Source organism: Pyxidicoccus sp. MSG2 (assembly GCF_026626705.1).
Lineage (GTDB): Bacteria > Myxococcota > Myxococcia > Myxococcales > Myxococcaceae > Myxococcus.
Genome location: NZ_JAPNKC010000001.1, coordinates 3,533,874 through 3,558,185, shown reverse-complemented (window position 1 = coordinate 3,558,185; position 24,312 = coordinate 3,533,874). Strand labels below are relative to the sequence as shown.

Here is a 24,312-nt window from a genome sequence, read left to right as displayed (position 1 = left end):
GTGGAGGATCAGCTCAGCCTGGCGAGGATGGCGTCCAGCTTCGCCTTGGTGAGGCTCTCGTGATGATCCTCGTTGATTTGCAGGCAGGGCGCGGTGCCGCACGAGGCGAGGCACTCGGTCTCCCGCAAGGTGAACTTCTCGTTGGCTTCACCCGCCTTGAGGCCGAGCTTCTCCTCCAGGTAGGCGAGCATCTTCTCCGCGCCCCACAGCGAGCAGGAGAGGTTGGTGCAGACGTCGATGACGTACTTGCCGGGCTTCTTGAGGTGGTACATCACGTAGAAGCTCGCCACTTCCATGGCGCGCTCCGGGGTGACGTCCAGCTTCTTCGCCACCAGCCGCAGGCCTTCCGGAGGGAGCCAACCCTTGAGCTCCTGGAGCAGCCGCAGCGCCGGGAGCATGCCCGCGCTTTTGCGATCCGGGGGGTAGTGGGAGATGATCTCCGCGATTCCCGCGTCGAACTTCTTCTGCTCTTCAGGGGTGAACAGGGGCTCCGCCATGGCGGGGCGTACGTATTGCCCCAATGGCTGCGTTGTCAACATAAACCCTCGACGCTACACTGGGCGGCCATCAGCAAATTGCCGAGCGATTTCAACGCCTTGTTATGAGCCCGGGACCAGAGAACAAGCGCCAGCACACCCGGGTCCCGGCCGTGCTGAGGGTGGACTACACGGACGGGCGCCAGGCCCGGGACGTGACGGAGAACCTGTCCCATACGGGACTCTTCGTACAGACCGAGCAGGCATTCACCCTGGGCGACCCGGTGCGGCTCGCACTTTCTTTCCCGGGACTGCTGGATCCGGTAGAAGTCACCGGAATCGTGGCCTGGGTCAGGCCGGCGGCCTCCGATCATCCCGGGGGCGTTGGCGTCCGCGTGGAGCGCGAAGAGGACCGGCGGAAACTGGGTGACATCTTGAGTGCGGCAGGAGCAGACAGCCACGTGTCCCACGCCGAGCACGAGGGGTACCGTGTGCTCATCGTCGAGGACAACCCGCACATCATCGAGATGTACAGCTACGTCCTGAAGAAGCTGGCCAGCGGGGAGCTGCACGGCAAGGTGCCCCTGGAGGTCCACTTCGCACCGGACGGGCACCATGCGTTGCTGATGCTGCGCGAGGGCCGCTTCAACCTGGTGATGACGGACCTGTACATGCCGGTGATGGACGGCTTCGCGCTCGTGGAGCGCATCCGCGAGGAGGAGGCCCTGCGGGCCATCCCCATCATCGCCATCTCCGCTGGCGGCAAAGAGGCGCAGGATCGCGCCATGCAACTGGGCGTGGACATCTACCTGCGCAAGCCGGTGCGCTTCGTGGAAGTGCTGGAGACGGTGAAGCAGCTGCTGCGCATCAAGTAGCGGCCCTGCGCGTTTTACCGGCAGTCCCACGTTGAGCGGTGGCGCGGGGACGGCGTAGAGTCTCCCACCCATGCCGAAGCCCGCCATCAACCGCGACACCGTCAGTGGCGAGGCGCTGTTCATCCTCCGCAACCTGAGGGAGAACGGCCGTCTTGGACGCTCGAACAAGCTGGCCGACGTCAAGGCCGCGCTCGAGCCGTCCGTGTCGCTGGAGTTCGACAACTACTTCTTCTTCCTGCGCAAGTTCCACTACATCGCCATGGACCGCGAGGCCCAGCTCAAGCTCACCGAGCAGGGCGAGCGCGTGGTCGGTGGGGACATGCAGGACCGCTTCACCACCGAGGTGGGCGAGTTCTTCGCGGATCAGCTCGTGCCCGCCGACGAGGACGAGCCCCCCGTGGCGCAGGGCACCGCCGACGAGCCGATGCTGGTGCCGCCTCCCCCGCCGGAGCTGCTGCTGGACGAAACGGAGGTGATGGCGCCGCCACAGCCGCCGGCTCCGCTCGCGCCACCTCCGCCCGTGCCCCCGGCCCAGCGCCCCTCGCGCACCGCCATGCCCGCGCTGGAGGTGACGGTGCCGCAGGCCACGCCGCTCCCGCTGCCTCCGCCCCCCGCGCCCGCGGCTCCCGCCCCGGTCGCCGCGCCCGCGCCCGTGGCCCGGGTGGAAGCGCCCGCCCCCGAACCGCGCAGGGAGGCGACCATCATCGCTCCCGCGCCCTTCGCGCCCACCACGCCCGCGCCCGGCACCTCGCCGCTGCCCTCCATCACCTCGCCGCTCGCCGCCGCCCCCATGCCTCCTCCCGCCGCTCCCGCCCCCGCCGCCGCGCCGGCCGCCGCTGCTCCTGCTGCCTCGAAGGGCGCGGAGCTGGACCTGCGCTACCAGAAGTTCGACCCCATCGGCACCGGGCCGCTCGGCACCGTCTTCAAGGGCCGCTTCACCGCGCTGGGGCTGGACATCTGCCTCAAGGAGCTGAAGGACATCTTCGGCTACTTCTCCTTCCTCCAGCGCGGCGAGGTGCTCAAGCGCCTGAAGAAGGAGCTGTGCGCCCAGGCCCAGGTGCGCCACCCGGGCGTGGTGCAGGTGGTGGACCAGAACGTGGAAGCGTCGCGGCCCTACTTCGTGCTGGAGCTGATGCACGGCAGCCTCAAGGAGCGACTGGAGGCGGGTGGTGGCAACGGCGTGCCGGTGCCCTTCGCGCTGCGCGCCTTCCTGCAGATGGCCTACGGCCTCAGGGCCGCGCACGCCGCCGGCCTCACGCACCACAACCTCAAGCCGGAGAACGTCCTCTTCGACGCGTACGGCAACGCGAAGCTGGCCGACTTCGGCCTCGGCCGCGTGGTGGAGGTGGACGCCACCAAGGGCATGCCCCAGGTCTTCGTGGGCACCGGCGGCATGGCCTATATGGCGCCGGAGCTGATGAACCGGGGGGCCAAGGAGCCGGGCGCCGCCGCGGACGTGTACGGACTGGGCATCCTCCTCTACGAGATGCTCACCGGGCAGATTCCGGGCCGCCGCTCGCCGCTGCCCTCCGAGGTCAACCCCGAGGCCCCCAGCGGCCTGGACCAGCTCTTCGACAAGGCCACCCAGGACAAGCGCGAGCAGCGCTACCCGGACGTGGACGCCATGCTGGAGGACTTCTACAAGGCCTTCCCGGACCGGGAGTTCCTCGGCCGCGGCGACCTCGTCCTCTCCTCGGACGCGCCGAAGGAGTAACCGTCGGGAGGGGGCCTGGCGCCCCACTCCGGGCTCGCCGGGCGCGGGCGGGGCTGCCACACTGACGGCCGCCCATGACTCCGCGCCCGTCGTCCGAGCGAGTGCTCGTCACCGTCACCGGGAGAGACGCTCCCGGAATCACCTCCCGCCTCACCGGCCTGCTCGCCGACTCCGGCGCCGAGCTGCTCGACGTGGAGCAGGTGGTGGTGCAGGGCCGGCTCACCCTCTGCCTGCTGGTGCACCTGCCCGAGGCGCGCGGCGTCCTCAAGGAGCTGCTCTTCGCCGCGCACGAGCTGGGCGTGGCGCTGGACTTCCAGGTGGTGGACGCGCCGCCCCCGGCCCCCGCCCCGGATACGGGGCCCGTGCGCTACGTCGTCACCGCCGTGGGCCGCGCGCTGGGCGCCCGCGAGCTGCACGCGGTGGCGCAGCGGCTGGCCGCGCACGGCGCCAACATCGAGCGGATTACGCGCCTCACCGACACGCACCTGGGCTCGGTGGAGTTCCACCTCACCCTGCCTCCGGGGACGGCACCGGATGCGCTCAAGCGCGCGCTGCTCGCGCTGTCCATGGAGGCGGGCTCCTTCGACGTGGCGCTGCAGCGCGAGAGCCTCTTCCGGCGCGGCAAGCGGATGGTGGTGATGGACATGGACTCCACGCTCATCCGCATCGAGGTCATCGACGAGCTGGCGCGCGCGCACGGCGTGGGCGAGCAGGTGTCGCGCATCACCGAGCGCGCCATGCACGGGGAGATGGACTACGACGAGTCGCTGCGCCAGCGCGTGTCCCTGCTCGCGGGCCTGGACGTCTCGGTGCTGCGCCGCATCGCGGACAACCTTCCGCTCACGGAAGGGGCGGAGACGCTGATTCGCGTGCTCAGGCGCCTGGGCTACCGCACCGCCGTCATCAGCGGCGGCTTCTCCGTCGCGGCCGAGGCGCTGAAGGCGCGGCTCGGAATCGACCACGCGTACTCCAACGTGCTGGAGGAGCAGGACGGGAAGCTCACCGGCCGTACGGTGGGCCCCATCGTCAACGCACGCCGCAAGGCGGAGCTGCTGGAGTCGCTCGCAAGGCAGGAGGGCGTCCTCCTGGACCAGGTCATCGCCGTGGGCGACGGCGCCAATGACTTGCTGATGTTGGAGAAGGCCGGGCTGGGCATCGCCTTCCGCGCGAAGCCGAAGCTGCGCGAGGCGGCCGACACGTCCATCTCCGCGGGCGGCCTGGACGCCATCCTCTACCTCCTGGGGCTCACCGCGCGGGAGCTCCAGGAAGCGGGCTGAAGCGACGCGCGCAAGTCCTGCGCGTCCGTGCGTGCACGCGCAAGTCCTGCGCGAGCTACATCCGCATCCGAGCCGCCAGCTCCTTCTGCTGGAGCTGACCCTTCTCCAGGAGCAGTTCCAGCAGGGCGCGCAGAATCTTGGAGCTCTTCTCCTGGTTCTGCTGCACCGTCTGGAGCCGCTGCAGGTCCTCGTCCGTCCACTCGGACGTGGGCGTGCCGCCCGCGAGGATTTCATCGAGGATGTCCGCGGCGCTCGAGTTGGCGACGGGCGGGGCGGGCTTCTCCGCGGCGCGCGCGGCGACGGGAGGAGGCGGGGGCGCGGCGGCGGGTGACTCCGGCGGGAGGATGTCGGCGATGCGCTTCACCACCGTCTTGCCGCTCATGTCGACGACCTTGAAGTCGTCGTCGTCTCCCTGGTCCTCGAACTCGCTGCTGTTCTTCTGGGGCCGGAAGCCGCCAGCGCGCGTGCTCGACACCGGCTCCTGGCCCCGGTAGTGGCGCAGGATGGCGTGCTCGATTTCCCGCTCGCTCGCCACCATGACGACCACGCGGGCGCGGCTCTTCGCCACCACCTGGTCGATGGTGGCCAGGTCCGTGGGGTCCGCCATGGCCAGCACCAGCGTCTTGCCGTTGTCCTTCAGGCCCACCGGGAAGACGCCCTTCTGCTCCGCCAGGCTCACGTCCACCCGCGCGAGCGCGCCCGCGTCCCGGGTGATGTTGCCCAACTGCACGCGCTGCATGCCCATGCCCTGGCAGATGGCCTCGGCGATGGTCTCCTCGCTGGCCAGCCCCAGGTCCGCGACGATGCGCGACAGGCGTCCGCCCCACTGGTCCTGCGTGGCGAGCGCGCTGCGCAGCTGCAGGTCGTCGATGACGCGTGCCTTGACGAGGATTTCTCCGATGCGATTCCGGGAAGGAGCAGCCATGGTCCGGGAGTCTACCGTCTGAAAGGGCGGACGCTCAGTCCATGACGCACATGCCCGCCCCGAAAGGCAGGAAGCACCCCATGCAACCCTTCGCGGAAGCCGCCTCCCGGGTCTGTCCCTACTGTGGTGAGGAGGTGGAGGTCGACGTGGACCCCATTGGCGCCCACTCGGAGACGTACGTCGAGGACTGTCCGGTGTGCTGCCGGCCCTGGAATGTCCACGTGTCCCGCGAGGAGGACAGCGTCTCCGTCCACCTGGGGCGCGACGACGACTGAGGCGGCCCGGCAGGAGGGCAGGCGGGCGGGCAGGACGCGCGTGGAGGGGGCGCCCCGCGGCGCGGGGGCGTTGCTTGACACGTCTTCAACCATGGTTCTCTTGAGTCTTGTGAGGCGGCGCTGGAGCCCGGTGGGGGCCGCGGCGACCGCGAACCAGGACAACCCTTTGCCGTTCATGACGTGCGCCCGAACGGGCGACACGAACAGGAGAAGACCATGCAGACCCGCAACCCGTTCAACTCCGCCGTCGTCGTCAACCCGCTGATGCGCGACTTCGACTCCCTCTTCCGCGAGCTGACGCAGCCGGTGTGGCGCCAGGCCCCGCGTGAGCGCGTGCCCGCGGCGGACATCCTCGAGTCCGAGGCCGGCCTGACGCTGCACCTCGACATGCCCGGGCTCGACGCGAAGGCCATCCAGGTGAAGGTGGAGAACGACGTCCTCACCGTGCAGGCCGAGCGCAGGGCGGAGCCGAAGGCCGAGGGCGTCACCGTGCGCCGCCAGGAGCGCGGCTTCGGCGGCTTCGCGCGCTCGTTCGCGCTGCCGGACACCGTGGACGCCTCCAAGGTGGAGGCGAAGTACGAGCAGGGCGTGCTGACGCTGACGCTGCCCCGGCGCGAGGAGTCCAAGCCCCGCGTCATCGAAGTGAAGGTCCAGGGCTGACCCGCGCGCAGACCCGTTCCACGGAGGCCGCTGCCAGCATGACGGGCGCGGCTTCCTCTCCACTTCCCTGGGGCTTCCGCGAGGGGTTGCGGAAGCCTTGTATTCCTAGCGCTTGGCGCTCAGCGCCAGCGGCACGCGGAACAGCTCCAGCACCTCCTGCACGTCCAGCGGCTTGGCCATGCACGCGAGCGCGCCGGCCTGCTTCGACTGGTCCACCACCTCGGGCGAGTGCAGGGACGTCATGGTGATGAGCCGCACGCCCTCCATCTGCTTGCGCGCGCGGATGCGCCGGCAGACCTCGAGGCCGTCGATGTCCGGCATGTTGAGGTCGATGATCATGCCGTGCGGCTTCTGCTCGGACACCAGCAGCAGGGCCTCCACGCCGCTCGTCGTCGTCTGCAGCTCCACCTGCGCCGCATACGGCTTGAACGCGCGCTTGATGGCCTCCAGCACCGGACGCTCGTCGTCCACCACCAAGAGCCGCACCGTCCCGCTGCCCAGCTCCTCGGGCACCGGCATCTGATGGGTGATGAGGAACGTGCGCAGGTCCGCCGAGCGCACCCGGCGATGGCCACCCGGCGTCCTGAAAGCCATCAGGATGCCGCGGTCAATCCACTTGCTCACCGTGGACGGATCCACCTGAAGCAAACGACTGATGTCGTGCGTCGTGTAGAGCTGGTCCGTCATCGCCGTACTCCCCTCTTGCTGCATCATTCCGCTGCCCATGGAGTAATTCACCTACCTTGAATACGGGGTTTGTTCAACTCTCTGCGCACCGCGTCCATCAGCCCCTCTCATGAGACCCACTGCGTCGTCCCAGCGGCCACTGGCCTTGAGGCAGAGCTCCACGAGCTCCCGAGCGGCCCCTCTGCCGCCTGGACTCTGCGTAACGAAGTGGACCTCCTGACGCACCTCTGGAACCGCATCCGCGGGACACGCGGCCAGCCCCACGCGTGAAAGCGGGGCCAGGTCGTTGTGGTCGTCTCCCATGTAGGCGCAGGCCTCAGGGGGGACAGCGAGCTGCTGGAGCAGCTCGTCCAGTGCGGCACCCTTGTCGCGGCGGCCTTGGAATACGGCCGCCAACCCCAGCTCCCGTCCGCGGACCTCCACGATGCTCGAGGTGCGGGCGGTGAGGACGGCGGCGGGCAGGCCCGACAGGCGGGCCATGACCAGGGCGTGTCCGTCCTTCACGTCGAAGCGCTTCATCAGCTCACCCTGGGCGCCATAATACAGGCCGCCATCGGTGAGGACCCCGTCCACGTCGAAGACGAGCAGGCGGACCCTCGCCGCGCGAGACGTGAGCTCTTCCTTTCCAGGTTTGGAAGGCGCTTCCGTCACCATGGCTTGCCTGGCTCCTCCCCGTATCGCAGCCGCATCAACCGGGCTCGTGTCCCAACACCCGGCGGATGTTCAGCACGTTTCGTACCACGTCCTCGAACATCTGTGGATTCAGGGAACACGGACCGTCACACAGGGCACGGTCCGGATCTTCATGGACTTCCGTGAACAACGCGTCAATCCCGGCAGCTGCGGCAGAACGGGCGAGCAGCGCCACGAACTTCCGCTCGCCGGCCGTCTCGCCGTTGCCCGCGCTGGGCAACTGCACGGAGTGGGTGGCGTCGAAGCAGACGGCGAGGCCCGCCTCGCGCATCTGCGCGAGGCCCCGCATGTCCACGACGAGGTTGTTGTAGCCGAACGTGGAGCCGCGCTCGGTGACGAGCACGTTGGGGTTGCCCGTCTCGAACGCCTTGCGCGCCGAGTGGACGATGTCCTTGGGGGCCACGAATTGGCCCTTCTTGAGGTTGACGCCCCTTCCAGTCTTCGCCACGGCTTCCACCAGGTCTGTCTGCCGGCACAGGAAGGCCGGTATCTGGATGATATCCACAACTTCCGAGGCAGGCCCGACGTGGCTGGTTTCGTGGACGTCCGTGAGCACCGGGACACCGACTTCATCCCGGACGCGCTTCAGGATTCGCAGCCCTTCCTTGAGGCCCGGGCCCCGGAAGGACTTCCCGCTGGTCCGGTTGGCCTTGTCGTAGGAGCACTTGAAGACGTAGGGCACGCCCAGCCTGCCCGTAATCTCCTTGAGCATGCGCGCGTGGCGCAGGGCCATGTCCTCGGACTCGATGCTGTCCGGGCCGGCGATGACGAAGAGCTTCTGCCCCGGGCCGACCTTGTAGCCACAGAGCTCAATGGGAAGCGTGCTGCTGCTCATGCGCGCACCTGGCCGGCCGCCGCATTCGCGTCGCGCTGCTCGAGCGCCGCGCGGATGAAGCCGGAGAAGAGGGGATGGGGAGCGAAGGGCTTGCTCTTGAACTCGGGGTGGAACTGGCAGCCGACGAAGTACGGGTGGTCCGCCAGCTCAATCATCTCCACCAGGTTCAGCTCCGGGTTGTGGCCGGAGATGACGAGCCCCGCCTCCTGGAGGCGGCCGCGGTAGGCGTTGTTGACCTCGTAGCGGTGGCGGTGGCGCTCCTGGATGTGGTCCTCGCCGTAGAGCTTGTGCGCCAGCGAGCCGGGCTTCAGCGCGCATGCGTAGCTGCCCAGGCGCATGGTGCCGCCCTTGTCCTGCACCTTCACCTGGCTCTCCATGAGCGTCACCACCGGGTGCGGGGTGTGCTCGTTGAACTCCAGGCTGTTGGCCTGCGCGAGCCCCAGCACCGTGCGGCTGAACTCCACCACCGCCATCTGCAGGCCGAGGCAGATGCCGAAGAAGGGCACCTTCTTCTCACGCGCGTAGCGGACCGCGGCAATCTTGCCCTCGGTGCCGCGCACGCCGAAGCCGCCGGGCACGAGGATGGCGTCCACTCCAGCGAGCAGCTTCTCCGGCCCCTGCGCCTCCACGTCCTGGCTGTCCACGAAGTGCAGGTTCACCTTCACGTCGTTGGCGATGCCGCCGTGGAGCAGCGCCTCGTTGAGGCTCTTGTAGCTCTCCGTCAGGTTCACGTACTTGCCGACGATGGCCACCTGCACCTGGCCGCGGCCGGGCTCGTACACCTTGCGGATGATGTTCTCCCACCGCTCGAGGTGGGGCGCGCGGCTCCAGATGTTGAGGACCTCCGCGAGCCGCTCGTCCAGGCCCTGGCGGTGCAGCTCCAGCGGCAGCTCGTAGGTGCTCTTCACGTCGGGAGACGTGAACACGCTGCGCGTGTCCACGTTGCAGAACATCGCAATCTTGTCCTTCAGCTCGCGCGACACCTCGCGGTCCGTGCGGCACACGAGGAAGTCGGGCTGGATGCCGATTTCCCGCAGCTTCATCACCGAGTGCTGCGTGGGCTTGGTCTTCACCTCGCCGGCCGCGCCGATGTACGGCAAGAGCGTGAGGTGGACGTAGACGACGTTCTCACTGCCCACGTCGTAGCGCATCTGGCGGATGGCCTCGAGGAAGGGCAGCGACTCGATGTCGCCCACGGTGCCGCCGATTTCGACGATGACGACGTCCGCGTCCTGCGCGGCCTGGCGGATGTTGGCCTTGATTTCGTCGGTGACGTGCGGAATCACCTGGACCGTCTTGCCCAGGTACTCGCCCCGCCGCTCCTTCATGATGACGGAGTTGTAGATGCGGCCGGAGGTGAAGTTGTTGAGCCGGCTCATCCGGGCGTTGGTGAAACGCTCGTAGTGGCCGAGGTCCATGTCCGTCTCACCGCCATCCTCGGTGACGAACACCTCGCCATGCTGGAACGGGCTCATCGTGCCCGGGTCCACGTTGATGTACGGGTCCAGCTTGAGAAGGGTGACGGCCAGCCCGCGGTTCTCCAGCAGGGCGCCAATGGAAGCCGAGGCGAGGCCCTTGCCGAGGGAGCTGACCACTCCGCCCGTCACGAAGATGAACTTGGTTTTCTTGGAGCGCATGTCCCGTTCTGCCAACTCAGGTAGGGATGCGTCAATTAATCTGTTTCGGGCGGACGACCGGGCAGGTCGGCGTCAGTTGCCGTCCCAACCACCGGGGCGGGACTGGGCGAATTCCCGGGCGGTCGGCTGGCCGACGCGGAACTGGCGGAGGTCGCAGTTGCGGCAGCTCCACCCCTCCCAGCCGCGCTTGACGACCAGGTGCAGGCAGGCGTCGTAGTTGGGGCAGAACAGGTTGCGCTGCGTATCCACGGCCTCCTCGTCACGGAGGGCGGTGGGCAGGGGGCTGGGGCAAGGGGTGATGGACACGGCGGAGACTCCCGGCTTTGGAACGTGATGGGTCGGCCACTCCCCCCGGGGCGTCGGAACAGGGAGGTCGGGTGGGCATTCCCGGGCAGACGTAAAAAGGCCCGTCCCCACCGAGGCGGGAACGGGCCCGAACTGCCAGCGTCTGCCACCGCTTGCGCGGCCTTTTCAGGCCAGCGAAGCGGAGGTGGACGCCTTGGAGTTGCTGTCGGTCAAGGCATCACCTCCTTTCGAGGACCCGGATCTAATCCCGCCCGAAATCCCGCGCCATACTCCTTGGCCCCATTACCGGGGCTGTAGGGAGGGCAAGCGTTCAGGCGGCGACGAACTGACGCTCCACCAGCCGGCGGTAGAGGCCGTCCTGGCCCATGAGGGCGGAGTGGGTGCCGCTCTGGATGATGTGGCCGCCCTCCAGCACCAGCACGCGGTCCGCGTTGGCCACGGTGGACAGGCGGTGGGCGATGATGAGGGTGGTGCGGCCCTTCATGAGGCGCTCGAGCGCGTCCTTCACCAGGTGCTCGCTCTCCGCGTCGAGGGCGCTGGTGGCCTCGTCGAGGATGAGCAGGCGCGGGTCCTTCAGCACGGCGCGGGCAATGGCCACGCGCTGCTTCTGGCCGCCGGACAATTGCACGCCGCGCTCGCCCACCTGGGTGCGGTAGGCCTCCGGGAAGCGCTGGATGTAGGCGTGGGCGTTGGCGGCGCGGGCGGCCTCTTCCACCTGCGCGTCGGTGGCGTCCGGCCGGCCGTAGCGGATGTTGTCCGCGATGGAACAGGAGAACAATTGCGGCTCCTGCGCCACCATGCCGATGTTGCGGCGCAGCCACTCCGGGTCCAGCGAGGTGAGCGGGTGGCCGTCCAGCAGCACCGCGCCGCCCTGTGGGTCATAGAAGCGCGACAGCAGCGAGGCCAGCGTGGACTTGCCGGCGCCCGAGGGGCCCACCACCGCCACCACTTCACCAGGGCGCAATTCCAGGTTGAGTCCCTGGAGCACGGTGATGTCGGGGCGCGTGGGGTAGGCGAAGCGCACGTCGCGGAACTCCACGTGGCCGCGCACCTCCGGCAGGCTCGCGCCGCCGGAGGCGATGGCGGGCTTGCGGTCCATCAATTCGAAGACGCGGTCCGCGGCGCCGCTGGCGCGCATGAAGTCCGCCCACAGGTCCGCCAGGGCGCTGAAGGAGAAGGCCACCAGCATGGTGTACATGAGGAACGAGGTGAGCTCGCCCACGCTCAACTGCCCCTGCACCACCAGCCGGCCGCCGAACCAGAGCACCGCGGCGATGGCGCCGTAGCCGACGATGGAGACGACACCCATGAAGATGGCGGACTGGCGCGTGCGCTCCCGGGCGAGCGAGAAGGAGCGGTCCATGGCGGTGCCGTAGCGCTCCACCTCGGTGTGCTCGGCGGCGAAGGAGCGCACGGTGCGGATGCCGGACAGGTCCTCCTCGGCCACCTCGTTGCTGGCCGCCAACGCGTCCTGCACCTGGCGAGAGATGGCGCGCACGCGGCGGCCGTAGACCACCCCGCCCACCGCCACGGCGGGGATGGTGGCGAGCATGACGCCGGTGAGCTGCGCGGACGTGTAGAAGAGGAGCGCCACGCCGCCGACAATCTGCATGGTGTAGCGCAGGGCCATGGAGATGTTGGCGGTGACGGTGTTCTGCAGGACGGTGGTGTCCGAGGCGAGCCGGCTGGTGAGCTCGCCGGTGCGGCGCCCGTCGAAGAAGGCAATCTCCTGCGACAGCAGCGCGCGGAAGAGGTCCTTGCGCAGCCGCGCCACCACGCGCTCGCCGGCGGTGTTGAAGTAGTAGGCGCGCAGCGCCATGGCCACGCCCTGCACCACGAAGACGGCGAGCATCGTCAGCGCGAGCCCGTTGAGCATCTGCTGGCTGCGCGTGTGGAGGGCCTCGTCCACCAGGTCGCCGACGGCGCGCGGGTAGGCGAGCATCGACGCGCTACTCACGAGCAGGAAGAAGGTGCCGGCGATGAGGGTGGGAATCTCCGGCCGCGCCAGGGCGAGCAGGCGGCTCACTGTGACGCTGGCGGGGAGCTGGGGCGTGGCGGACTTTTCTGGGGAAGACACCGCAGGAGACTAACGCGGGCCCTCCGGGCGTGCACTCCAGGGGGCTGCCAGTCCTCCTGGGCGGTGTTAATCCTTCTCGGGCGGATGGCTCGACAGCGAGGTGTGTGATGGAGAAGCACCCGTTTGGTGGCACCGGTGTGCGGGTTCCCGTGCTGGGGCAGGGGACGTGGCAGATGGAGGAGGACGACCGGGCAGGCGCCATCCGCGCGCTCCGGACCGGGTTGGACCTGGGCCTGACGCACGTGGACACGGCCGAGCTGTACGGGCACGGCCGGGTGGAGGAGACCATTGTCTCCGAGGCGATTGCCGGCCGCCGCGACGAGGTGTTCCTCGTGTCGAAGGTGATGCCCTCCAACGCCTCCTACGCGGGCACGCTGGCCGCGTGTGAGCGGAGCCTGAAGCGGCTGCGCACCGACAGGCTGGACTGCTACCTGCTGCACTGGCCGGGGCCGCACCCGCTGGAGGACACGGTGCGCGCCTTCGAGAAGCTGGTGGCGGACGGGAAGATTCGCTCGTGGGGCGTGAGCAACTTCGGCGTGGAGGAACTGGAAGAAGCGCTCGCCCTGTCAGGGCCGGGCCGCATCGCCTGCAACCAGGTGCTGTATCACCTGGAGGAGCGGGCGATTGAGCACGGAGTGCTTCCGTGGTGCGAGGCGCGGGGCGTGGCGGTGGTGGGCTACAGCCCCTTCGGCAACGGCAACTTCCCCCAGCCTGACAGCAAGGGCGGCAAGGTGCTGGGGGCCATTGCCCGCGCGCACGGCGTCAGCCCGTACCAGGTGGCGCTGCGGTTCCTCGTGCGCCGGCCCTCGCTGTTCGCCATTCCCAAGGCCAGCCGCGAGGCCCACATGCGCGACAACGCCGCGGCCGCGTCGCTGAAGCTGTCCGCCGAGGAGCTGGCCCGCATCGACGCGGCCTTCCCGCTCGGCCCCGACAGCGGCGAGCTGCCCGTCATCTGAGGGCGGCGGCGAAGGCCTTGCGGAAGCTGGACACCGTCGGGTCCGCGGAGCCCGGGGCCACCGTCACCGTGCCCGTCTCTCCCTCCACGGCGGCGCGCGTGTCGCGCCCCTTGATGAAGCGCACGGTGATGATGCGGCGCAACACCTCGCGCCCCTGCTCCTGGGCGAGCGCGCGCAGCGCGTGGCCCGCGACATTCATCGCCGCCTCCAGCGCGCGGCGGCCCGGCTCGTCGTCCAGCCCCACCCAGTCCACCTCGAAGCGCAGCGGGCGGCCGCCCAGCGCCGCCTCGCCCGGCCAGAACTGTTCGGTGATTGCGTGCGGCAGCTTCTCCATCAGCGACATCAGGTCCTGCCGCGTGGGGTTCGGCCGCACCAGCGGCGCGAGGTCCAGCAGCTTGTCCGCGTTGCCCACCGACACCGCCACCACCGTGGTCAGGTCCACGTAGGCCACCGACGCGGACCGGAGCAGTCCCTCCTTGCCCAGCGCCATCAGCACCGACTCGCGCGGGACGTAGTCCACCACCTCGCCCGTCATCGAGTGCCCGTGCGCCAGGTGCAGCGTGACGGTGAGCGACGGCACCTCCTCACCCGTGCGCGCCCGCGCCGCCAGCGCGCCGAGCTGCTCCAGCACCCGCTCCACCTTCCGGGACAACAGCCGCTGCACGCCCTCCATGTCCTCGTCCTCCTCTTGCTGCTGCTGTTGCTTGCGGGGCTCCGGCTTCGGCTTCGGCTTCGGTGCGGGTTCAGGCTTCGGCGCCGGGGCGCCTTCCGCCTTCGCGGCCGGTGGCTCCGTGCCCGGTGTGCCGGCGTCAGGCTCCTGCTTCTTTCCGCCGCCGAAGAGGTCGCTCCAGAAACCCATGGCTACAGTCCCCGCTCGCGCATGACGGCCTCCACCTTCGCCACGTCCTCGGGCACGTCCACCGCCACCGTGCGCCAGGATACCTGCGCGCAGCGGATGGAGATGCCGTGCTCCAGCGCGCGGAGTTGCTCCAGCTTCTCCGCCTCCTCCAGCGGGGTGGGCGCCAGGCCCGCCAGCGAAAGCAGCACGTCCCGCCGGTAGCCATAGAGGCCGATGTGCCCCCAGCGCTTCACGGGCGTGCCCGGCTCGCGGACGAAGGGCACGAGGCTCCGGCTGAAGTAGAGCGCGTCCCCGTTGAGCGCGAGCACCGCCTTCACCACGTTGGGGCTGCCCGCCTCGTCCGGCTCCAGGGGACGCACCAGCGTGCCCATGCGCACCGTGGTGTCCTGAAAGAGCTTCGCGAGCACCCGGAGGGCGGCCGGGTCCACCAGCGGTTCGTCGCCCTGCACGTTCACCCAGACGTCCACGTCCGGACGCCCTCGCGCCACCTCCGCCACGCGGTCCGTGCCGGTGGCGCAGTCGGGGCTCGTCATGGCCACCCGGCCGCCGAAGCCCTCCACCGTGGCGCGGATGCGCTCGTCGTCGGTGGCCACCACCACCTCGTCGAAGACGGTGGCTTCCTGGCAGCGGTGCCACACGTGCTCAATCATCGGCCGGCCGGCGATGAGGGCGAGCGGCTTGCCCGGAAAGCGCGTGCTGGCGTGGCGGGCGGGGATGACGGCGACAGTCCTGGAGGCGGGCGACGCGGGCATGACACACCCCGTCTATCAGATTCAGGACGCATCTCCGCCACTCCCCGGAGTGCCCACCTTCAACCACTGGTCACCTGGAAGGCAGTGCCTAGCTTCGGATTCGACATGAAGAAGGTCATCCATATCGTCGGTGCGCGTCCGAATTTCATGAAGGTGGCCCCCATCTACAAGGCCATCGCCGCGCGCACCTCGCTCCAGCAGATTCTCGTCCACACCGGTCAGCACTACGACGTCAAGATGAGCGACGTCTTCTTCTCCGACCTGGGCCTGCCGGCTCCGGACGTCCACCTGGGCATCGGCTCGGGCAGCCACGCGCAGCAGACCGCGCGGATGATGGTGGAGCTGGAGAAGGTCTTCCTGGAACACCAGCCGGACCTCGTCTCCGTGGTGGGCGACGTGAACAGCACCATCGCCGCCGCGCTGGTGACGTCCAAGCTGGCCATTCCCCTGGCCCACGTCGAAGCGGGCCTGCGCAGCTTCGTCCAGCACATGCCGGAGGAGGTCAACCGCGTCGTCACCGACCGGCTGTCCGATTTGCTGCTGACGCCCTCGCGCGACGCGGACGCCAACCTCCTCAAGGAGGGCTGCGACCCGGACCGCATCCACTTCGTGGGCAACGTGATGATCGACTCGCTCATCGCGTCCAAGGAGAAGGCGGAGCGGCTGTCCACGCTGAAGGATTTGGGAATCACCCCGCGCGGCTACGCGGTGTGCACGCTCCACCGGCCCTCCAACGTGGATGACCCGAGGCTGCTCGGCGGTCTGCTGTCCGCCGTGGCCCACGTGTCCACGCGGCTGCCCGTCATCTTCCCGGTGCACCCGCGCACGCGGAAGATGATTGCCGAGCAGGGCCTGGGCCACTGGTTCGAGCGTCACCCGAACCTGCGCCCCGTGGACCCCATGGGCCACATGGAGTTCGTCGCGCTGACGTCGCAGGCGAAGCTCATCCTCACTGACTCGGGCGGCCTCCAGGAGGAGACCACCGCGCTGGGCGTGCCATGCCTCACCCTGCGCGAGCAGACCGAGCGCCCCATCACCGTGGAGCAGGGCACCAACGAAGTCGTCGGCACCGACCCGGACCGCATCCGCCAGGCCGCGGACCGCGTCCTCGATGGCCAGGGCAAGAAGGGCCGCATCCCGGACCTGTGGGACGGTCGCGCCAGCGAGCGCATCGCCGACCTGTTCGCGCGCTACCTGAAGGTAGAGGGCGCTCCGCTGCGCGTGGCCCTGGCCTGAGGCCGGAGGTTCTCGGACTCACCTGACGGGCACCGGCTTCGCTCCTCCACGGGGGAGCGGGGTGGTGCCCGTTCGCATGTCTGGTGGACTGTGCGCCGGGGCCGGGCGTGTTAGAGCGCGCGTAACGGCCCATGCACAGCGAGCAGGACATACCCACCGAAGCGCCCGACGGCTACGTCGACATCGTCTTCGTCGTGGAGCCCAACTACGCGGGGTGGCGGCTGGACCGGTACCTGGGCCAGAAGATCCGCCGCATGACGCGCGAGCGCCTGCAGGGCGTCATCCGGCGCGGCATCCTCTGCGATGAGCGGCGCCTCAAGCCGTCCACGCCCGTCTACCCGGGGCTCACCTTCCGCCTCCGCCGCCGCGCCAGCGAGGAGCCCGAGACGCCCACCACGCTGCCCGTGGTCTTCCAGGATGCGTGGCTGATGGTGCTCGACAAGCCCGCGGGGCTGCCGATCCACCCCACGGCGCGCTACCACAAGGGCACCCTCGTCACTCTGCTGCGCGAGCGCTTCGGAGAGCGGCACGCGGAGCCCGCGCACCGGCTGGACCGGGAGACGAGCGGCCTCGTCGTCTGCGGCCGCACCACCGAGTCCTGTCGCGTGCTGGGCCGGCTCTTCATGTCGCGCGACGTGCACAAGGAATACGTCGCCATCTGCGAGGGACACCCGCCCGAGGACTCCTTCGTCGTGGACGCGCCCATCGCCGAGGGCACCGAGCTCATCCGCATCGCCGTGCGCATCGACCCCGTGGAGGGGAAGGAGAGCCGCACGCGCTTCCAGGTGCTCCAGCGCTTCACCCGCGACGGCGAGCCCTTCGCGCTGCTGCGCTGCTTCCCGGAGACGGGACGGCAGCACCAGATTCGCATCCACCTGCGCGAGGCCGGCTTCCCGCTCGTGGGCGACAAGATGTACGGGCCGGACCCCGGCTACTTCGACCGCTTCAGCAAGCACTGTCTGGAGCCCGAGGCGTGGCCCCGCCTGCGCCTGCCCCGGCACGCGCTGCACGCCGCGCGCATCGTCTTCCCGCACCCGGGTTCGGGGGAGGAGGTCGTCTTCGAGGCGCCGCTGCCCGCGGACCTCACCGACTTCATCGACGGCAGGCCGCTTCCTGGCGCCCGGCCGGAGTCGGAGACGGACGCGGCCTGAGCGCGCCGCGCAACTTCCGGCGGGCACCCGGGTTCAGGAGGGAAGACACCCTTTTTTCCTCCAGGAGCCCACCATGCGCCGCACCCTCGTCGCCGCCACCGCCGCCTTCTTCCTGGGCGGCTTTGCCAACCACGCGTACGCCGACCGCCAGCCGAAGATGCGCGATGCGCTCGCCCACCTGGAGCGGGCCCTCACGTCGCTGAAGAACGCCAACGCCGACAAGGGCGGCCACCGCGTGAAGGCCATCGAACTCACCGAGGGCGCCCTCAACGAGGTCCGCGAGGGCATCAAGTTCGACAACCAGCACTGAGGCCCGGAAACGCCAGGGCCATTGCCCTGTGAGGGCAGGCGGGCCTCGTGGCTGTGTCCACGTGTAACGCGCACTGAAGCCCGGAAACGCCAAGGCCCCCGACCCGTGAGGGCAGGGGGCCTTGTAGGGCCATTCACGCGGGACGCGCGGGGCCTCAGGCAATCAGCTTGGTGGGCGCTTCCGCGGGCGCGGTCAGCTCGCCCATGAGGTACTGCCCGGAGAAGCACGCGGTGCAGAACTTGTCGCGCTTCTTGTCGCCCACCGCCTCGCCCAGGCCCTCGATGGAGATGTAGCCGAGCGAGTCCGCCGTGACGTACTTCGCAATCTCGTCGGTGGTGTGCGTGGCGGCGATGAGCTCCTGGCGGCTCGGCGTGTCGATGCCGTAGTAGCAGGGCCACTTCGTCGGCGGAGAGGAGATGCGCAGGTGCACCTCCACCGCGCCCGCGGCCTTGATCATCTTCACGATCTTGCGGCTCGTGGTGCCACGGACGATGGAGTCATCCACCACCACCACGCGCTTGCCCTTCAGCACCTGCCGCACCGCCGACAGCTTCAGCTTCACGCCGAAGTGACGGATGGACTGCTGCGGCTCGATGAAGGTGCGGCCCACGTAGTGGCTGCGGATGAGGCCCACGTCATACGGAATCCCGCTCTGCTGCGAGTAGCCGATGGCCGCCGCCACACCCGAGTCCGGCACCGCGATGACCAGGTCGGCCTCGGCCGGCTGCTCGCGCGCGAGCTGCATGCCCAGGCGCTTGCGCACCTCGTACACGTTGTTGCCGAACAGCGTGGAGTCCGGGCGCGCGAAGTACACGTGCTCGAAGATGCACTGGGCCAGCCGCTTCGGCTCCTCGAAGGGCCGGCTGGTGCGCATGACACCGTTCTCGATGACGAGCAGCTCGCCCGGCTCCAGCTCGCGCACGATGTCCGCTTCGATGAGGTCCAGCGCCGTCGTCTCGCTGGCGAGCACGTACGCGCCTTCCTTCATCCGCCCCAGCACCAGCGGGCGGATGCCCATCGGGTCTCTCACGGCGACGAGCTTGTTCTCCGTGAGGACCAGGATGCTGTACGCACCCTTCACCCGGCGCAGCGCCTCCACGAGCTTCTGCTCGAAGGTCGGCTGCTTGGAGCGGGCCAGGAGGTGCATGATGACCTCCGTGTCCGCGTCCGACTGGAAGATGGCGCCGTCGGCCTCGAGCAGTCCCTTCAGCTCGGCCGCGTTGACCAGGTTGCCGTTGTGCGCGATGGCGCACTGGCCGCCCGCGTACTGCACGAAGAGGGGCTGCGCGTTCTTGAGCGCACTGCCGCCCGCGGTGGAGTAGCGCACGTGCCCGATTGCCGCCTGCCCAGGCAGGCCAGCAAGCACCGGCGCGTCGAAGATGTCCGCGACCAGCCCCATCTGCCGGTGTGCGCGCAGGGAGCTGCCGTCAGAGGACACGATGCCCGCGGACTCCTGCCCGCGATGCTGGAGGGCATGCAGTCCCAGGTACGTCAGGTTGGAGGCCTCTGCGTGCCCCACGATTCCGAAGATGCCGCACATGGCGCGGTGCCTTACTCCTTTCAGGCGGTGAGCGGAACAGGAACGCATGCCTCTCTGGTGGGTATTCCACCCGCCGCCAGAGTCGTCCGATGTGGGCAGTCGAGCCTCCCGACTCCGTCGGTGTGCGGTTAGTCTGGCCAGCGAATGTCCTTCCTGCGACGCGTTCCCTGGCGTTCCCTGATTCCCCTGGTTCTGCTCACGGTGGGCGCCGCGTACTCGCTGGCGTCCTGGAACTGGTGTGGCGTCTGGGCGGAGCGCGCGCCCGTGCTTCTTTCTCAAGCCCATGGCGAAGGGCCGCTGCGCGCGGGCGCGGCGAGGGTGGCGCTCGTGCCGCCCTTCCCGGTGGTGGTGGCCGGCTACGCGCCGCCCCGTCCCGAGGCAGGCCAGGCGGACCCTCCGCTGCACGCGCGCGCGGTGGTGCTGGAGGCGGGTGGGACGCGCGTGGGGCTGGTGTCGCTGGAGCTGCTGTCCGTCACCAGCGAGGTGCTGGAGCGCGTGCGCGCGCAGGCCTCCGCGTCGGGGCTGGGCGAGGTGCTGGTGATGGCCACGCACACGCACTCGTCCATGGGAGGTTATGACTCGCGGCTGGTGGCGCAGCTCGTGGGCACCGGCCGGTACCGTCAGGAGTCGGTGGATGCCATCACCACCGCGGCGGTGGCGGCGCTGACCCGGGCGGCGGCGTCGCTCACCGACGTGAAGCTGGAGGTGGGGGAGGTGCGCGAGCCGGGCCTCGTCTACACGCGCAGCGGCGGGACGGCTCCGGATGGGGCGCTGACGCGCGCGGTGCTGCGGGGGCCGGCGGGGCCGGTGGCGGAGCTGCTCCTGTTCGCCGCGCACCCGACGATGGTGCCGCGCCAGCGGACGTCGGTGGACCCGGACTACCCCGGGCGCCTCAGCTCGCTGCGCGAGTCCGAGGGCAGCGGCGTGACGCTGCTGTTGCAGGGGACGGTGGGCAATGCCTCCGTGGCCTTCTCGGAAGGGCAGGGGCTGGAGCGCGTGTCCGGCTTCGCGCGGGCGCTGGCGGCGCTGGCGGGCAAGGTGGCGCTGTCGCCAGTGGGGGACCCGGTGCGCCTGTCGCTGGCGCGCGTGGAGGTGGCGATGCCGCGGCCGGATGCGTCGCGGCTGGTGCCGTCGCTGACTCGCGCCGCCGGGGACAACCTGCTGTGCGGCTCCGCACAGCGCGTGGCGGAGGTGGGGGCGCTGGCGTTGGGGCCGCTGGAGCTGCTGGCCGTGCCGGGCGAGCCCACGGTGGACGCGGGCGCGGAGCTGGTGCGGCGCACCGGCGCCACGGGCGTGCTGGGACTGACGGACGGGTACGTGGGCTATGTGGAGGCGCCGGCGCTGGTGCAGGACGGGCGTGGTGAGTCCATGCGCCAGTACTTCGGGCCGGCCCTGCTGGAGCGGCTGGCCGTGGCGGCGGAGCTGGCGGCGCGCACTGCGGGCTTCACGCGCTGACGCCGGGGCGCGAGTGATGTGCCGTGGACGATGCTCCACCGCGTTCCGCCCACGAGGCGGTGCGCGGCGTCCTCCGGCCGGGTGAAGATGCGGGCCGACTCTTCACCCCTCGGGAGCCCCATGAGCCAGACCGACCCCCGCATCACCCTGGAAGTGCGTGGCCACATCGCCGTCATCGGCATCAACCGTCCCGAGAAGCGCAACGCGTTCGACGTGGGCATGCTGCGCGCGTTCTCCGAGGCGATGACGCAGGCGGACCGCAACCCCGACGTGCGCTGCATGGTGGTCTACGCCGTCGGAGACCACTTCTCCGCCGGCCTGGACCTGGCCAACGTGGCGCCCGCGCTCGCCCAGGGTGAGGGGCTGGCTCCGAAGGGCTCCATCGACCCGTGGGCCACCCAGGGCGAGGTGCGCACCAAGCCGCTCATCGTCGCCGTCCAGGGGCTGTGCCTCACGCTCTCCATCGAGCTCGTCCTCGCCGCGGACATCGCCGTGGCCTCCGAGGACGCGCGCTTCGGACAGATTGAAATCAAGCGCGGCATCTTCCCCTTCGGTGGCGCGACGATTCGCTTCCCGCAGGTGGCCGGCTGGGGCAACGCCATGCGCTGGCTGCTCACCGGTGACGAGTTCGACGCGCGCGAGGCGCACCGCATCGGGCTCGTGCAGGAGGTGGTGGAGCGCGGCCGCCAGCTGGAGCGCGCGCTGGCCCTGGCGGCGACGGTGGCGAAGCAGGCGCCCCTCGGTGTGCAGGCCACGCTCGCCTCCGCACGGCAGACGCTCCACGAGGGCCCCGAGGCCGCCGCGAAGTCCCTGCTACCCAGGTTGCTCGAGCTGGTCGGCTCCGAGGACGCGGCCGAGGGCGTGCAGTCCTTCATCGAGCGCCGCGAGGCCCGCTTCACCGGGCGCTGAGCGGGACCCGCACGGCCGGATGACACGGGGTCATCCGGCCGGGGGGGCCAGGAGAGCCTCCTAGAACTTCTCGAACTTCGACTTCTCCTTGCGCTTCTTGAAGAGGAGCACGGTGCGTCCGAGGAGCTGGGCCAGCTCGGAGTGGGTGCTCTCGGCCATCTTCGCCGCGGCCTCCTGCCGCGTCTCCGGGCCTTCGTTGATCTTCACCTTGATGAGCTCGTGGTCATTCAGGGCCTGATCGACCGCGGCGATGACGCCGTCGGTGACGCCGGATTGACCGACGATGACCACCGGCTCCAGGTGGTGTCCTAGCGCGCGCAGGGCGCGACGTTGCTTCCCGGTGAGCGGCACGTTCTTCGACTCCTCTTTCTGGGTGTGTGGCCGGGGCTCCTGGCCCCGGCCGGCAGCGACGGGGGACGCACCCTACTTCTTCTGCGTCGCCATGCGGATCTCCCGCTGCGCGTCGATGTGGTCTGGCTGAAGGTCCACGGTCCGCTTGAAGTGCTTCAGGGCTCCCGGAGCGTCGCCACACAGCTTGGCAATCACCCCCAGGAAGTAGTGCGCGGGCGCGCAGCGCTCATTGCGCTTGATGGCGTTCTGGATTTCGCGGGACGCCTCCGGCTGCGCCGCCTTCTTGTCCGCCGCCGTGAAGAAGCGCGCGTAGCCCCGCCACGCGTAGAACTCCGCCTCCTCCGAGTTCAGCCTGATGGCCTCATCCAGCATCTTCACGGCCTCGGCGAACTTGCGCGCCTTCACGAGGATGCAGGACTTCTGGAACAGCTCCTCGGCCATGAGGATGGAGTTGATGTCCACCTCGGTGCCGGCGCCGCCACCCGCCTTCAAATCCTCGATGTACTGCGCGCGGCTCTTGTCGTCCGAGAGCATCCGGTAGGCGTCGCCGATGTACGCGAAGACCTCCGCCTTCAGCTTCTCCAGCTCCGGCGGCGCGCCCTGCGGCAGCGTGTCCGGGTGGTACAGCTTCGCCAGGCGGAAGTAGGCAATCTTCACCGCGCTCGAGTTCGTCTGCTCCGTCAGCCCGAGCCGCTGGAAGTGGTTCTGCTGCTTCAGCGCCATGACCAGCTGGCGCAGCGCGGGAATCTCTTCCGCGCCCGGGCCTGTCGCGGGCGCCGCCGGGGCGGTGGGCGCCGCGCTGGCGGGACGGGGCTGCGTCGCGGTGACGGTGGGAGGCGTCGCTCCGGGAGGCCGCGCGGCTCCGGGCGGCGGGCTCGCGGGACGGGGCGCCGCGGCGGCTCCGGGGGCCGCGTGCATCACGGGCGGAGCGGGACGCGCGGCGCCGGGTTGGGCGGGTGCGCCTGGAGCGGCGCCAGCGGGGCGGGGCGGGCTCGCGGCGGTCGGGCCCACGACAGGCGGCGGGCGAGGCGCGCCGGGCGCGGGCTGGGGCGCGGTGGGCCGCTGCGGCGTGGCGGCGGCCGCGGGCTGGGGCGCGGCAGGGCGCTGCGGCGTTGCGGCGGCCGCGGGCTGGGGCGCGGCGGGCTGGGGCGTGGCCCCGGGAGGCGGCGCGACAGCGGCGCTCCTCGCGGGCGCGGCGAAGGACACCGCGTCCAGCTCCCGGAGCAGGAAGGCGATGCGCAGCAGGTGGTCGCCGTCCTGCGGGAAGTCGTTCAGCAGCTGCGTCACCGAGCGCACGCCGTCGATGACGGCGAGCGTGCGGACCTCATGCGGGGTGAGGCGCAGCTCGCTCGCGGCCACCAGCCCGCCGGACTTCATGATGGGGAGCTGGAGCACCGGGGTCAGCCGCCGCTTGAGGTCCGTGGGCGGCAGGCGGCGCACGGCATCGCTCAGCACCGCCCAGCGGTTCCCGAGCGGCATCGCCTTCTGCCCCGGCAGGTCGCGCGGCTCGAAGGTGAAGGAGCCGGAGTCGGCGCGCAGGCCCCTGGCCAGGATGAGCACCGCGCGCTGGGCCAGGTGCGTGAAGGCGCTGGCCGGCTGCAAGAGGCCCAGCCCGAAGAGCGCCGCGAGCAGGTCCCCGCCGAAGCGCGCTCGCGCGGACTCTGCCTGCTGGAGCTGCTCGGGCGTGAGGAGCTTCGCTCCCATCAGGGACGTGCCGAGCGCGTCCTCCGGATGCGACGAGTCGACGAACTCCGGGTTGCCCTTGCGGAAGTGGATGTGGACCACCCGGTCCGGCAGCGTGAGCAACAGCAGCCCCGTCTGCTCCCCGGCGGCGACGCGGCCATAGAGGCGGATGGGGGAGAGCTGGTCGAGCTGTCCCTGGGACGGAACCGCGAAGGGCGAGGCGTCCGCCGCCACGACGGCGGGGCCGGGCGCGGCCGGCGCGGCCATGGGGTTCGGAAAGGGAGCAGGGGTGGGCGCAGTGGCGCTGCGCGCGGCGGCGGGCCCGGCCGGTTGAGGCGCGCCTGGCGGCACCGGCGGTCGTCCCGGCACGGCCCCTGGCGCCCCGGCGACTCCCGGCGGTGTGCCGGGGCCCGCGCCCGGAGCGGTGGCTCCCGGGGCGCCCGGCGCTGCTCCGGCGACGGGCGGCCGCTGGACGGCTCCGGCGACACCGGGCTGAGGGGGGACAGCAGGACGGCGCGCGGGGTCCGCGTTGGGCTGGGCTCCCGGACCGGCCACGGGCGGTCGGGTTCCCGGACCGGCCATGGGCGCGGCGCCCGCCACCGGACGGGTGCCCGGGCCCGCCATCGGCGCTGCGCCCGGACCCGCCATCGGTCGGGTACCCGGGCCGGCCATC

Annotated in this window: 24 protein-coding genes; 11 read left to right on the top strand and 13 right to left on the bottom strand. The window is 70.2% G+C overall.

Features of this window, described 5'->3' with window-relative positions; genetic code table 11:
- Positions 1-8 precede the first annotated feature (8 nt).
- Complete coding sequence (gene nuoE, locus OV427_RS13435) at positions 9-497, bottom strand: complex I 24 kDa subunit family protein (protein ID WP_267856488.1); 489 nt, start codon at positions 495-497, stop codon at positions 9-11.
- 104 nt (positions 498-601) lie between these two features.
- Here nuoE and OV427_RS13430 point away from each other — a divergent pair, with 104 nt between their 5' ends.
- The 3 genes from OV427_RS13430 (at position 602) to serB (ending at position 4,342) form a co-directional block, all read left to right on the top strand.
- Positions 602-1,351, top strand: coding sequence for a TIGR02266 family protein (locus OV427_RS13430; protein ID WP_267856487.1), 750 nt, complete (start codon positions 602-604; stop codon positions 1,349-1,351).
- A 70-nt stretch (positions 1,352-1,421) separates the two neighbouring features.
- A complete protein-coding gene (locus OV427_RS13425) occupies positions 1,422-3,065 on the top strand; it encodes a serine/threonine-protein kinase (RefSeq protein WP_267856486.1) in 1,644 nt (547 codons plus the stop codon).
- A 74-nt stretch (positions 3,066-3,139) separates the two neighbouring features.
- A complete protein-coding gene (serB, locus tag OV427_RS13420) occupies positions 3,140-4,342 on the top strand; it encodes a phosphoserine phosphatase SerB (protein ID WP_267856485.1) in 1,203 nt (400 codons plus the stop codon).
- A 55-nt stretch (positions 4,343-4,397) separates the two neighbouring features.
- Here the strand turns inward: serB and OV427_RS13415 are convergent, their stop codons facing one another.
- Positions 4,398-5,267 (bottom strand): general secretion pathway protein GspE, encoded by an 870-nt coding sequence (locus OV427_RS13415; protein WP_267856484.1) that lies wholly within the window; start codon positions 5,265-5,267, stop codon positions 4,398-4,400.
- Between the two features lie 80 nt (positions 5,268-5,347).
- On the opposite strand from OV427_RS13415, the gene OV427_RS13410 reads away from it, so the two are divergent.
- Both OV427_RS13410 and OV427_RS13405 read left to right on the top strand, forming a co-directional pair.
- Positions 5,348-5,542 (top strand): CPXCG motif-containing cysteine-rich protein, encoded by a 195-nt coding sequence (locus OV427_RS13410; protein WP_267856483.1) that lies wholly within the window; start codon positions 5,348-5,350, stop codon positions 5,540-5,542.
- Between the two features lie 216 nt (positions 5,543-5,758).
- On the top strand, positions 5,759-6,202 hold the full coding sequence (locus OV427_RS13405) for an Hsp20/alpha crystallin family protein (protein WP_267856482.1): 444 nt from the start codon (positions 5,759-5,761) through the stop codon (positions 6,200-6,202).
- Positions 6,203-6,307: 105 nt separating this feature from the next.
- On the opposite strand, the gene OV427_RS13400 is transcribed toward OV427_RS13405, so the two are convergent.
- From OV427_RS13400 to OV427_RS13375, 6 genes are all read right to left on the bottom strand, one after another.
- Positions 6,308-6,928 (bottom strand): response regulator, encoded by a 621-nt coding sequence (locus tag OV427_RS13400; RefSeq protein WP_163990582.1) that lies wholly within the window; start codon positions 6,926-6,928, stop codon positions 6,308-6,310.
- 12 nt (positions 6,929-6,940) lie between these two features.
- Complete coding sequence (locus tag OV427_RS13395) at positions 6,941-7,543, bottom strand: KdsC family phosphatase (protein WP_163990584.1); 603 nt, start codon at positions 7,541-7,543, stop codon at positions 6,941-6,943.
- A 34-nt stretch (positions 7,544-7,577) separates the two neighbouring features.
- Positions 7,578-8,417 (bottom strand): 3-deoxy-8-phosphooctulonate synthase, encoded by an 840-nt coding sequence (gene kdsA, locus OV427_RS13390; RefSeq protein ID WP_267856481.1) that lies wholly within the window; start codon positions 8,415-8,417, stop codon positions 7,578-7,580.
- A complete protein-coding gene (locus OV427_RS13385) occupies positions 8,414-10,054 on the bottom strand; it encodes a CTP synthase (protein ID WP_267856480.1) in 1,641 nt (546 codons plus the stop codon). The genes kdsA and OV427_RS13385 overlap by 4 nt, the downstream gene beginning before the upstream one ends.
- Positions 10,055-10,126: 72 nt before the next feature.
- Positions 10,127-10,360, bottom strand: a complete 234-nt coding sequence (locus OV427_RS13380) for a hypothetical protein (RefSeq protein WP_163990590.1) — start codon at positions 10,358-10,360, stop codon at positions 10,127-10,129.
- Between the two features lie 310 nt (positions 10,361-10,670).
- Positions 10,671-12,437 (bottom strand): ABC transporter ATP-binding protein, encoded by a 1,767-nt coding sequence (locus tag OV427_RS13375; protein ID WP_267856479.1) that lies wholly within the window; start codon positions 12,435-12,437, stop codon positions 10,671-10,673.
- A 107-nt stretch (positions 12,438-12,544) separates the two neighbouring features.
- Between OV427_RS13375 and OV427_RS13370 the strand changes: the two genes are divergently transcribed.
- The gene (locus OV427_RS13370; RefSeq protein ID WP_267856478.1) at positions 12,545-13,393 is read left to right on the top strand and encodes an aldo/keto reductase; all 849 of its coding nucleotides are present in this window, start codon (positions 12,545-12,547) and stop codon (positions 13,391-13,393) included.
- Here the strand turns inward: OV427_RS13370 and OV427_RS13365 are convergent.
- Both OV427_RS13365 and kdsB read right to left on the bottom strand, forming a co-directional pair.
- The gene (locus OV427_RS13365; protein ID WP_267856477.1) at positions 13,386-14,252 is read right to left on the bottom strand and encodes a hypothetical protein; all 867 of its coding nucleotides are present in this window, start codon (positions 14,250-14,252) and stop codon (positions 13,386-13,388) included. The two genes, OV427_RS13370 and OV427_RS13365, sit on opposite strands and share 8 nt — an antisense overlap.
- A 2-nt stretch (positions 14,253-14,254) precedes the next feature.
- Positions 14,255-15,004 (bottom strand): 3-deoxy-manno-octulosonate cytidylyltransferase, encoded by a 750-nt coding sequence (kdsB, locus tag OV427_RS13360; RefSeq protein ID WP_267856476.1) that lies wholly within the window; start codon positions 15,002-15,004, stop codon positions 14,255-14,257.
- Between the two features lie 105 nt (positions 15,005-15,109).
- On the opposite strand from kdsB, the gene wecB reads away from it, so the two are divergent.
- The 3 genes from wecB (at position 15,110) to OV427_RS13345 (ending at position 17,701) form a co-directional block, all read left to right on the top strand.
- Complete coding sequence (gene wecB / locus OV427_RS13355) at positions 15,110-16,240, top strand: non-hydrolyzing UDP-N-acetylglucosamine 2-epimerase (RefSeq protein ID WP_267856475.1); 1,131 nt, start codon at positions 15,110-15,112, stop codon at positions 16,238-16,240.
- A gap of 131 nt (positions 16,241-16,371) precedes the next feature.
- Entirely contained in the window at positions 16,372-17,391 is a 1,020-nt protein-coding gene (locus tag OV427_RS13350; protein ID WP_267856474.1) for an RluA family pseudouridine synthase, read from the top strand.
- Between the two features lie 73 nt (positions 17,392-17,464).
- Positions 17,465-17,701, top strand: coding sequence for a hypothetical protein (locus OV427_RS13345; protein WP_267856473.1), 237 nt, complete (start codon positions 17,465-17,467; stop codon positions 17,699-17,701).
- Between the two features lie 154 nt (positions 17,702-17,855).
- Here OV427_RS13345 and purF read toward each other — a convergent pair whose 3' ends face one another.
- A complete protein-coding gene (purF, locus tag OV427_RS13340; RefSeq protein ID WP_267856472.1) occupies positions 17,856-19,241 on the bottom strand; it encodes an amidophosphoribosyltransferase in 1,386 nt (461 codons plus the stop codon).
- Between the two features lie 144 nt (positions 19,242-19,385).
- Between purF and OV427_RS13335 the strand changes: the two genes are divergently transcribed.
- A complete protein-coding gene (locus tag OV427_RS13335) occupies positions 19,386-20,696 on the top strand; it encodes a neutral/alkaline non-lysosomal ceramidase N-terminal domain-containing protein (RefSeq protein WP_267856471.1) in 1,311 nt (436 codons plus the stop codon).
- A gap of 120 nt (positions 20,697-20,816) precedes the next feature.
- The gene (locus OV427_RS13330) at positions 20,817-21,605 is read left to right on the top strand and encodes a crotonase/enoyl-CoA hydratase family protein (RefSeq protein WP_267856470.1); all 789 of its coding nucleotides are present in this window, start codon (positions 20,817-20,819) and stop codon (positions 21,603-21,605) included.
- A 60-nt stretch (positions 21,606-21,665) separates the two neighbouring features.
- On the opposite strand, the gene yhbY is transcribed toward OV427_RS13330, so the two are convergent.
- Complete coding sequence (yhbY, locus tag OV427_RS13325; RefSeq protein ID WP_267856469.1) at positions 21,666-21,956, bottom strand: ribosome assembly RNA-binding protein YhbY; 291 nt, start codon at positions 21,954-21,956, stop codon at positions 21,666-21,668.
- Positions 21,957-22,028: 72 nt separating this feature from the next.
- Positions 22,029-23,906, bottom strand: coding sequence for a J domain-containing protein (locus OV427_RS13320; protein WP_420718264.1), 1,878 nt, complete (start codon positions 23,904-23,906; stop codon positions 22,029-22,031).
- Positions 23,907-24,312 lie beyond the last annotated feature (406 nt).

What these genes read in the sequence shown, in the direction of transcription:
- nuoE (WP_267856488.1), bottom strand. Translation starts at nt 497, where the DNA reads ATGGCGGAGCCCCTGTTCACCCCTGAAGAGCAGAAGAAGTTCGACGCG.
- OV427_RS13430 (WP_267856487.1), top strand. Translation starts at nt 602, where the DNA reads ATGAGCCCGGGACCAGAGAACAAGCGCCAGCACACCCGGGTCCCGGCC.
- OV427_RS13425 (WP_267856486.1), top strand. Translation starts at nt 1,422, where the DNA reads ATGCCGAAGCCCGCCATCAACCGCGACACCGTCAGTGGCGAGGCGCTG.
- serB (WP_267856485.1), top strand. Translation starts at nt 3,140, where the DNA reads ATGACTCCGCGCCCGTCGTCCGAGCGAGTGCTCGTCACCGTCACCGGG.
- OV427_RS13415 (WP_267856484.1), bottom strand. Translation starts at nt 5,267, where the DNA reads ATGGCTGCTCCTTCCCGGAATCGCATCGGAGAAATCCTCGTCAAGGCA.
- OV427_RS13410 (WP_267856483.1), top strand. Translation starts at nt 5,348, where the DNA reads ATGCAACCCTTCGCGGAAGCCGCCTCCCGGGTCTGTCCCTACTGTGGT.
- OV427_RS13405 (WP_267856482.1), top strand. Translation starts at nt 5,759, where the DNA reads ATGCAGACCCGCAACCCGTTCAACTCCGCCGTCGTCGTCAACCCGCTG.
- OV427_RS13400 (WP_163990582.1), bottom strand. Translation starts at nt 6,928, where the DNA reads ATGGGCAGCGGAATGATGCAGCAAGAGGGGAGTACGGCGATGACGGAC.
- OV427_RS13395 (WP_163990584.1), bottom strand. Translation starts at nt 7,543, where the DNA reads ATGGTGACGGAAGCGCCTTCCAAACCTGGAAAGGAAGAGCTCACGTCT.
- kdsA (WP_267856481.1), bottom strand. Translation starts at nt 8,417, where the DNA reads ATGAGCAGCAGCACGCTTCCCATTGAGCTCTGTGGCTACAAGGTCGGC.
- OV427_RS13385 (WP_267856480.1), bottom strand. Translation starts at nt 10,054, where the DNA reads ATGCGCTCCAAGAAAACCAAGTTCATCTTCGTGACGGGCGGAGTGGTC.
- OV427_RS13370 (WP_267856478.1), top strand. Translation starts at nt 12,545, where the DNA reads ATGGAGAAGCACCCGTTTGGTGGCACCGGTGTGCGGGTTCCCGTGCTG.
- OV427_RS13365 (WP_267856477.1), bottom strand. Translation starts at nt 14,252, where the DNA reads ATGGGTTTCTGGAGCGACCTCTTCGGCGGCGGAAAGAAGCAGGAGCCT.
- kdsB (WP_267856476.1), bottom strand. Translation starts at nt 15,004, where the DNA reads ATGCCCGCGTCGCCCGCCTCCAGGACTGTCGCCGTCATCCCCGCCCGC.
- wecB (WP_267856475.1), top strand. Translation starts at nt 15,110, where the DNA reads ATGAAGAAGGTCATCCATATCGTCGGTGCGCGTCCGAATTTCATGAAG.
- OV427_RS13350 (WP_267856474.1), top strand. Translation starts at nt 16,372, where the DNA reads ATGCACAGCGAGCAGGACATACCCACCGAAGCGCCCGACGGCTACGTC.
- OV427_RS13345 (WP_267856473.1), top strand. Translation starts at nt 17,465, where the DNA reads ATGCGCCGCACCCTCGTCGCCGCCACCGCCGCCTTCTTCCTGGGCGGC.
- purF (WP_267856472.1), bottom strand. Translation starts at nt 19,241, where the DNA reads ATGTGCGGCATCTTCGGAATCGTGGGGCACGCAGAGGCCTCCAACCTG.
- OV427_RS13335 (WP_267856471.1), top strand. Translation starts at nt 19,386, where the DNA reads ATGTCCTTCCTGCGACGCGTTCCCTGGCGTTCCCTGATTCCCCTGGTT.
- OV427_RS13330 (WP_267856470.1), top strand. Translation starts at nt 20,817, where the DNA reads ATGAGCCAGACCGACCCCCGCATCACCCTGGAAGTGCGTGGCCACATC.
- OV427_RS13320 (WP_420718264.1), bottom strand. Translation starts at nt 23,906, where the DNA reads ATGGCCGCGCCGGCCGCGCCCGGCCCCGCCGTCGTGGCGGCGGACGCC.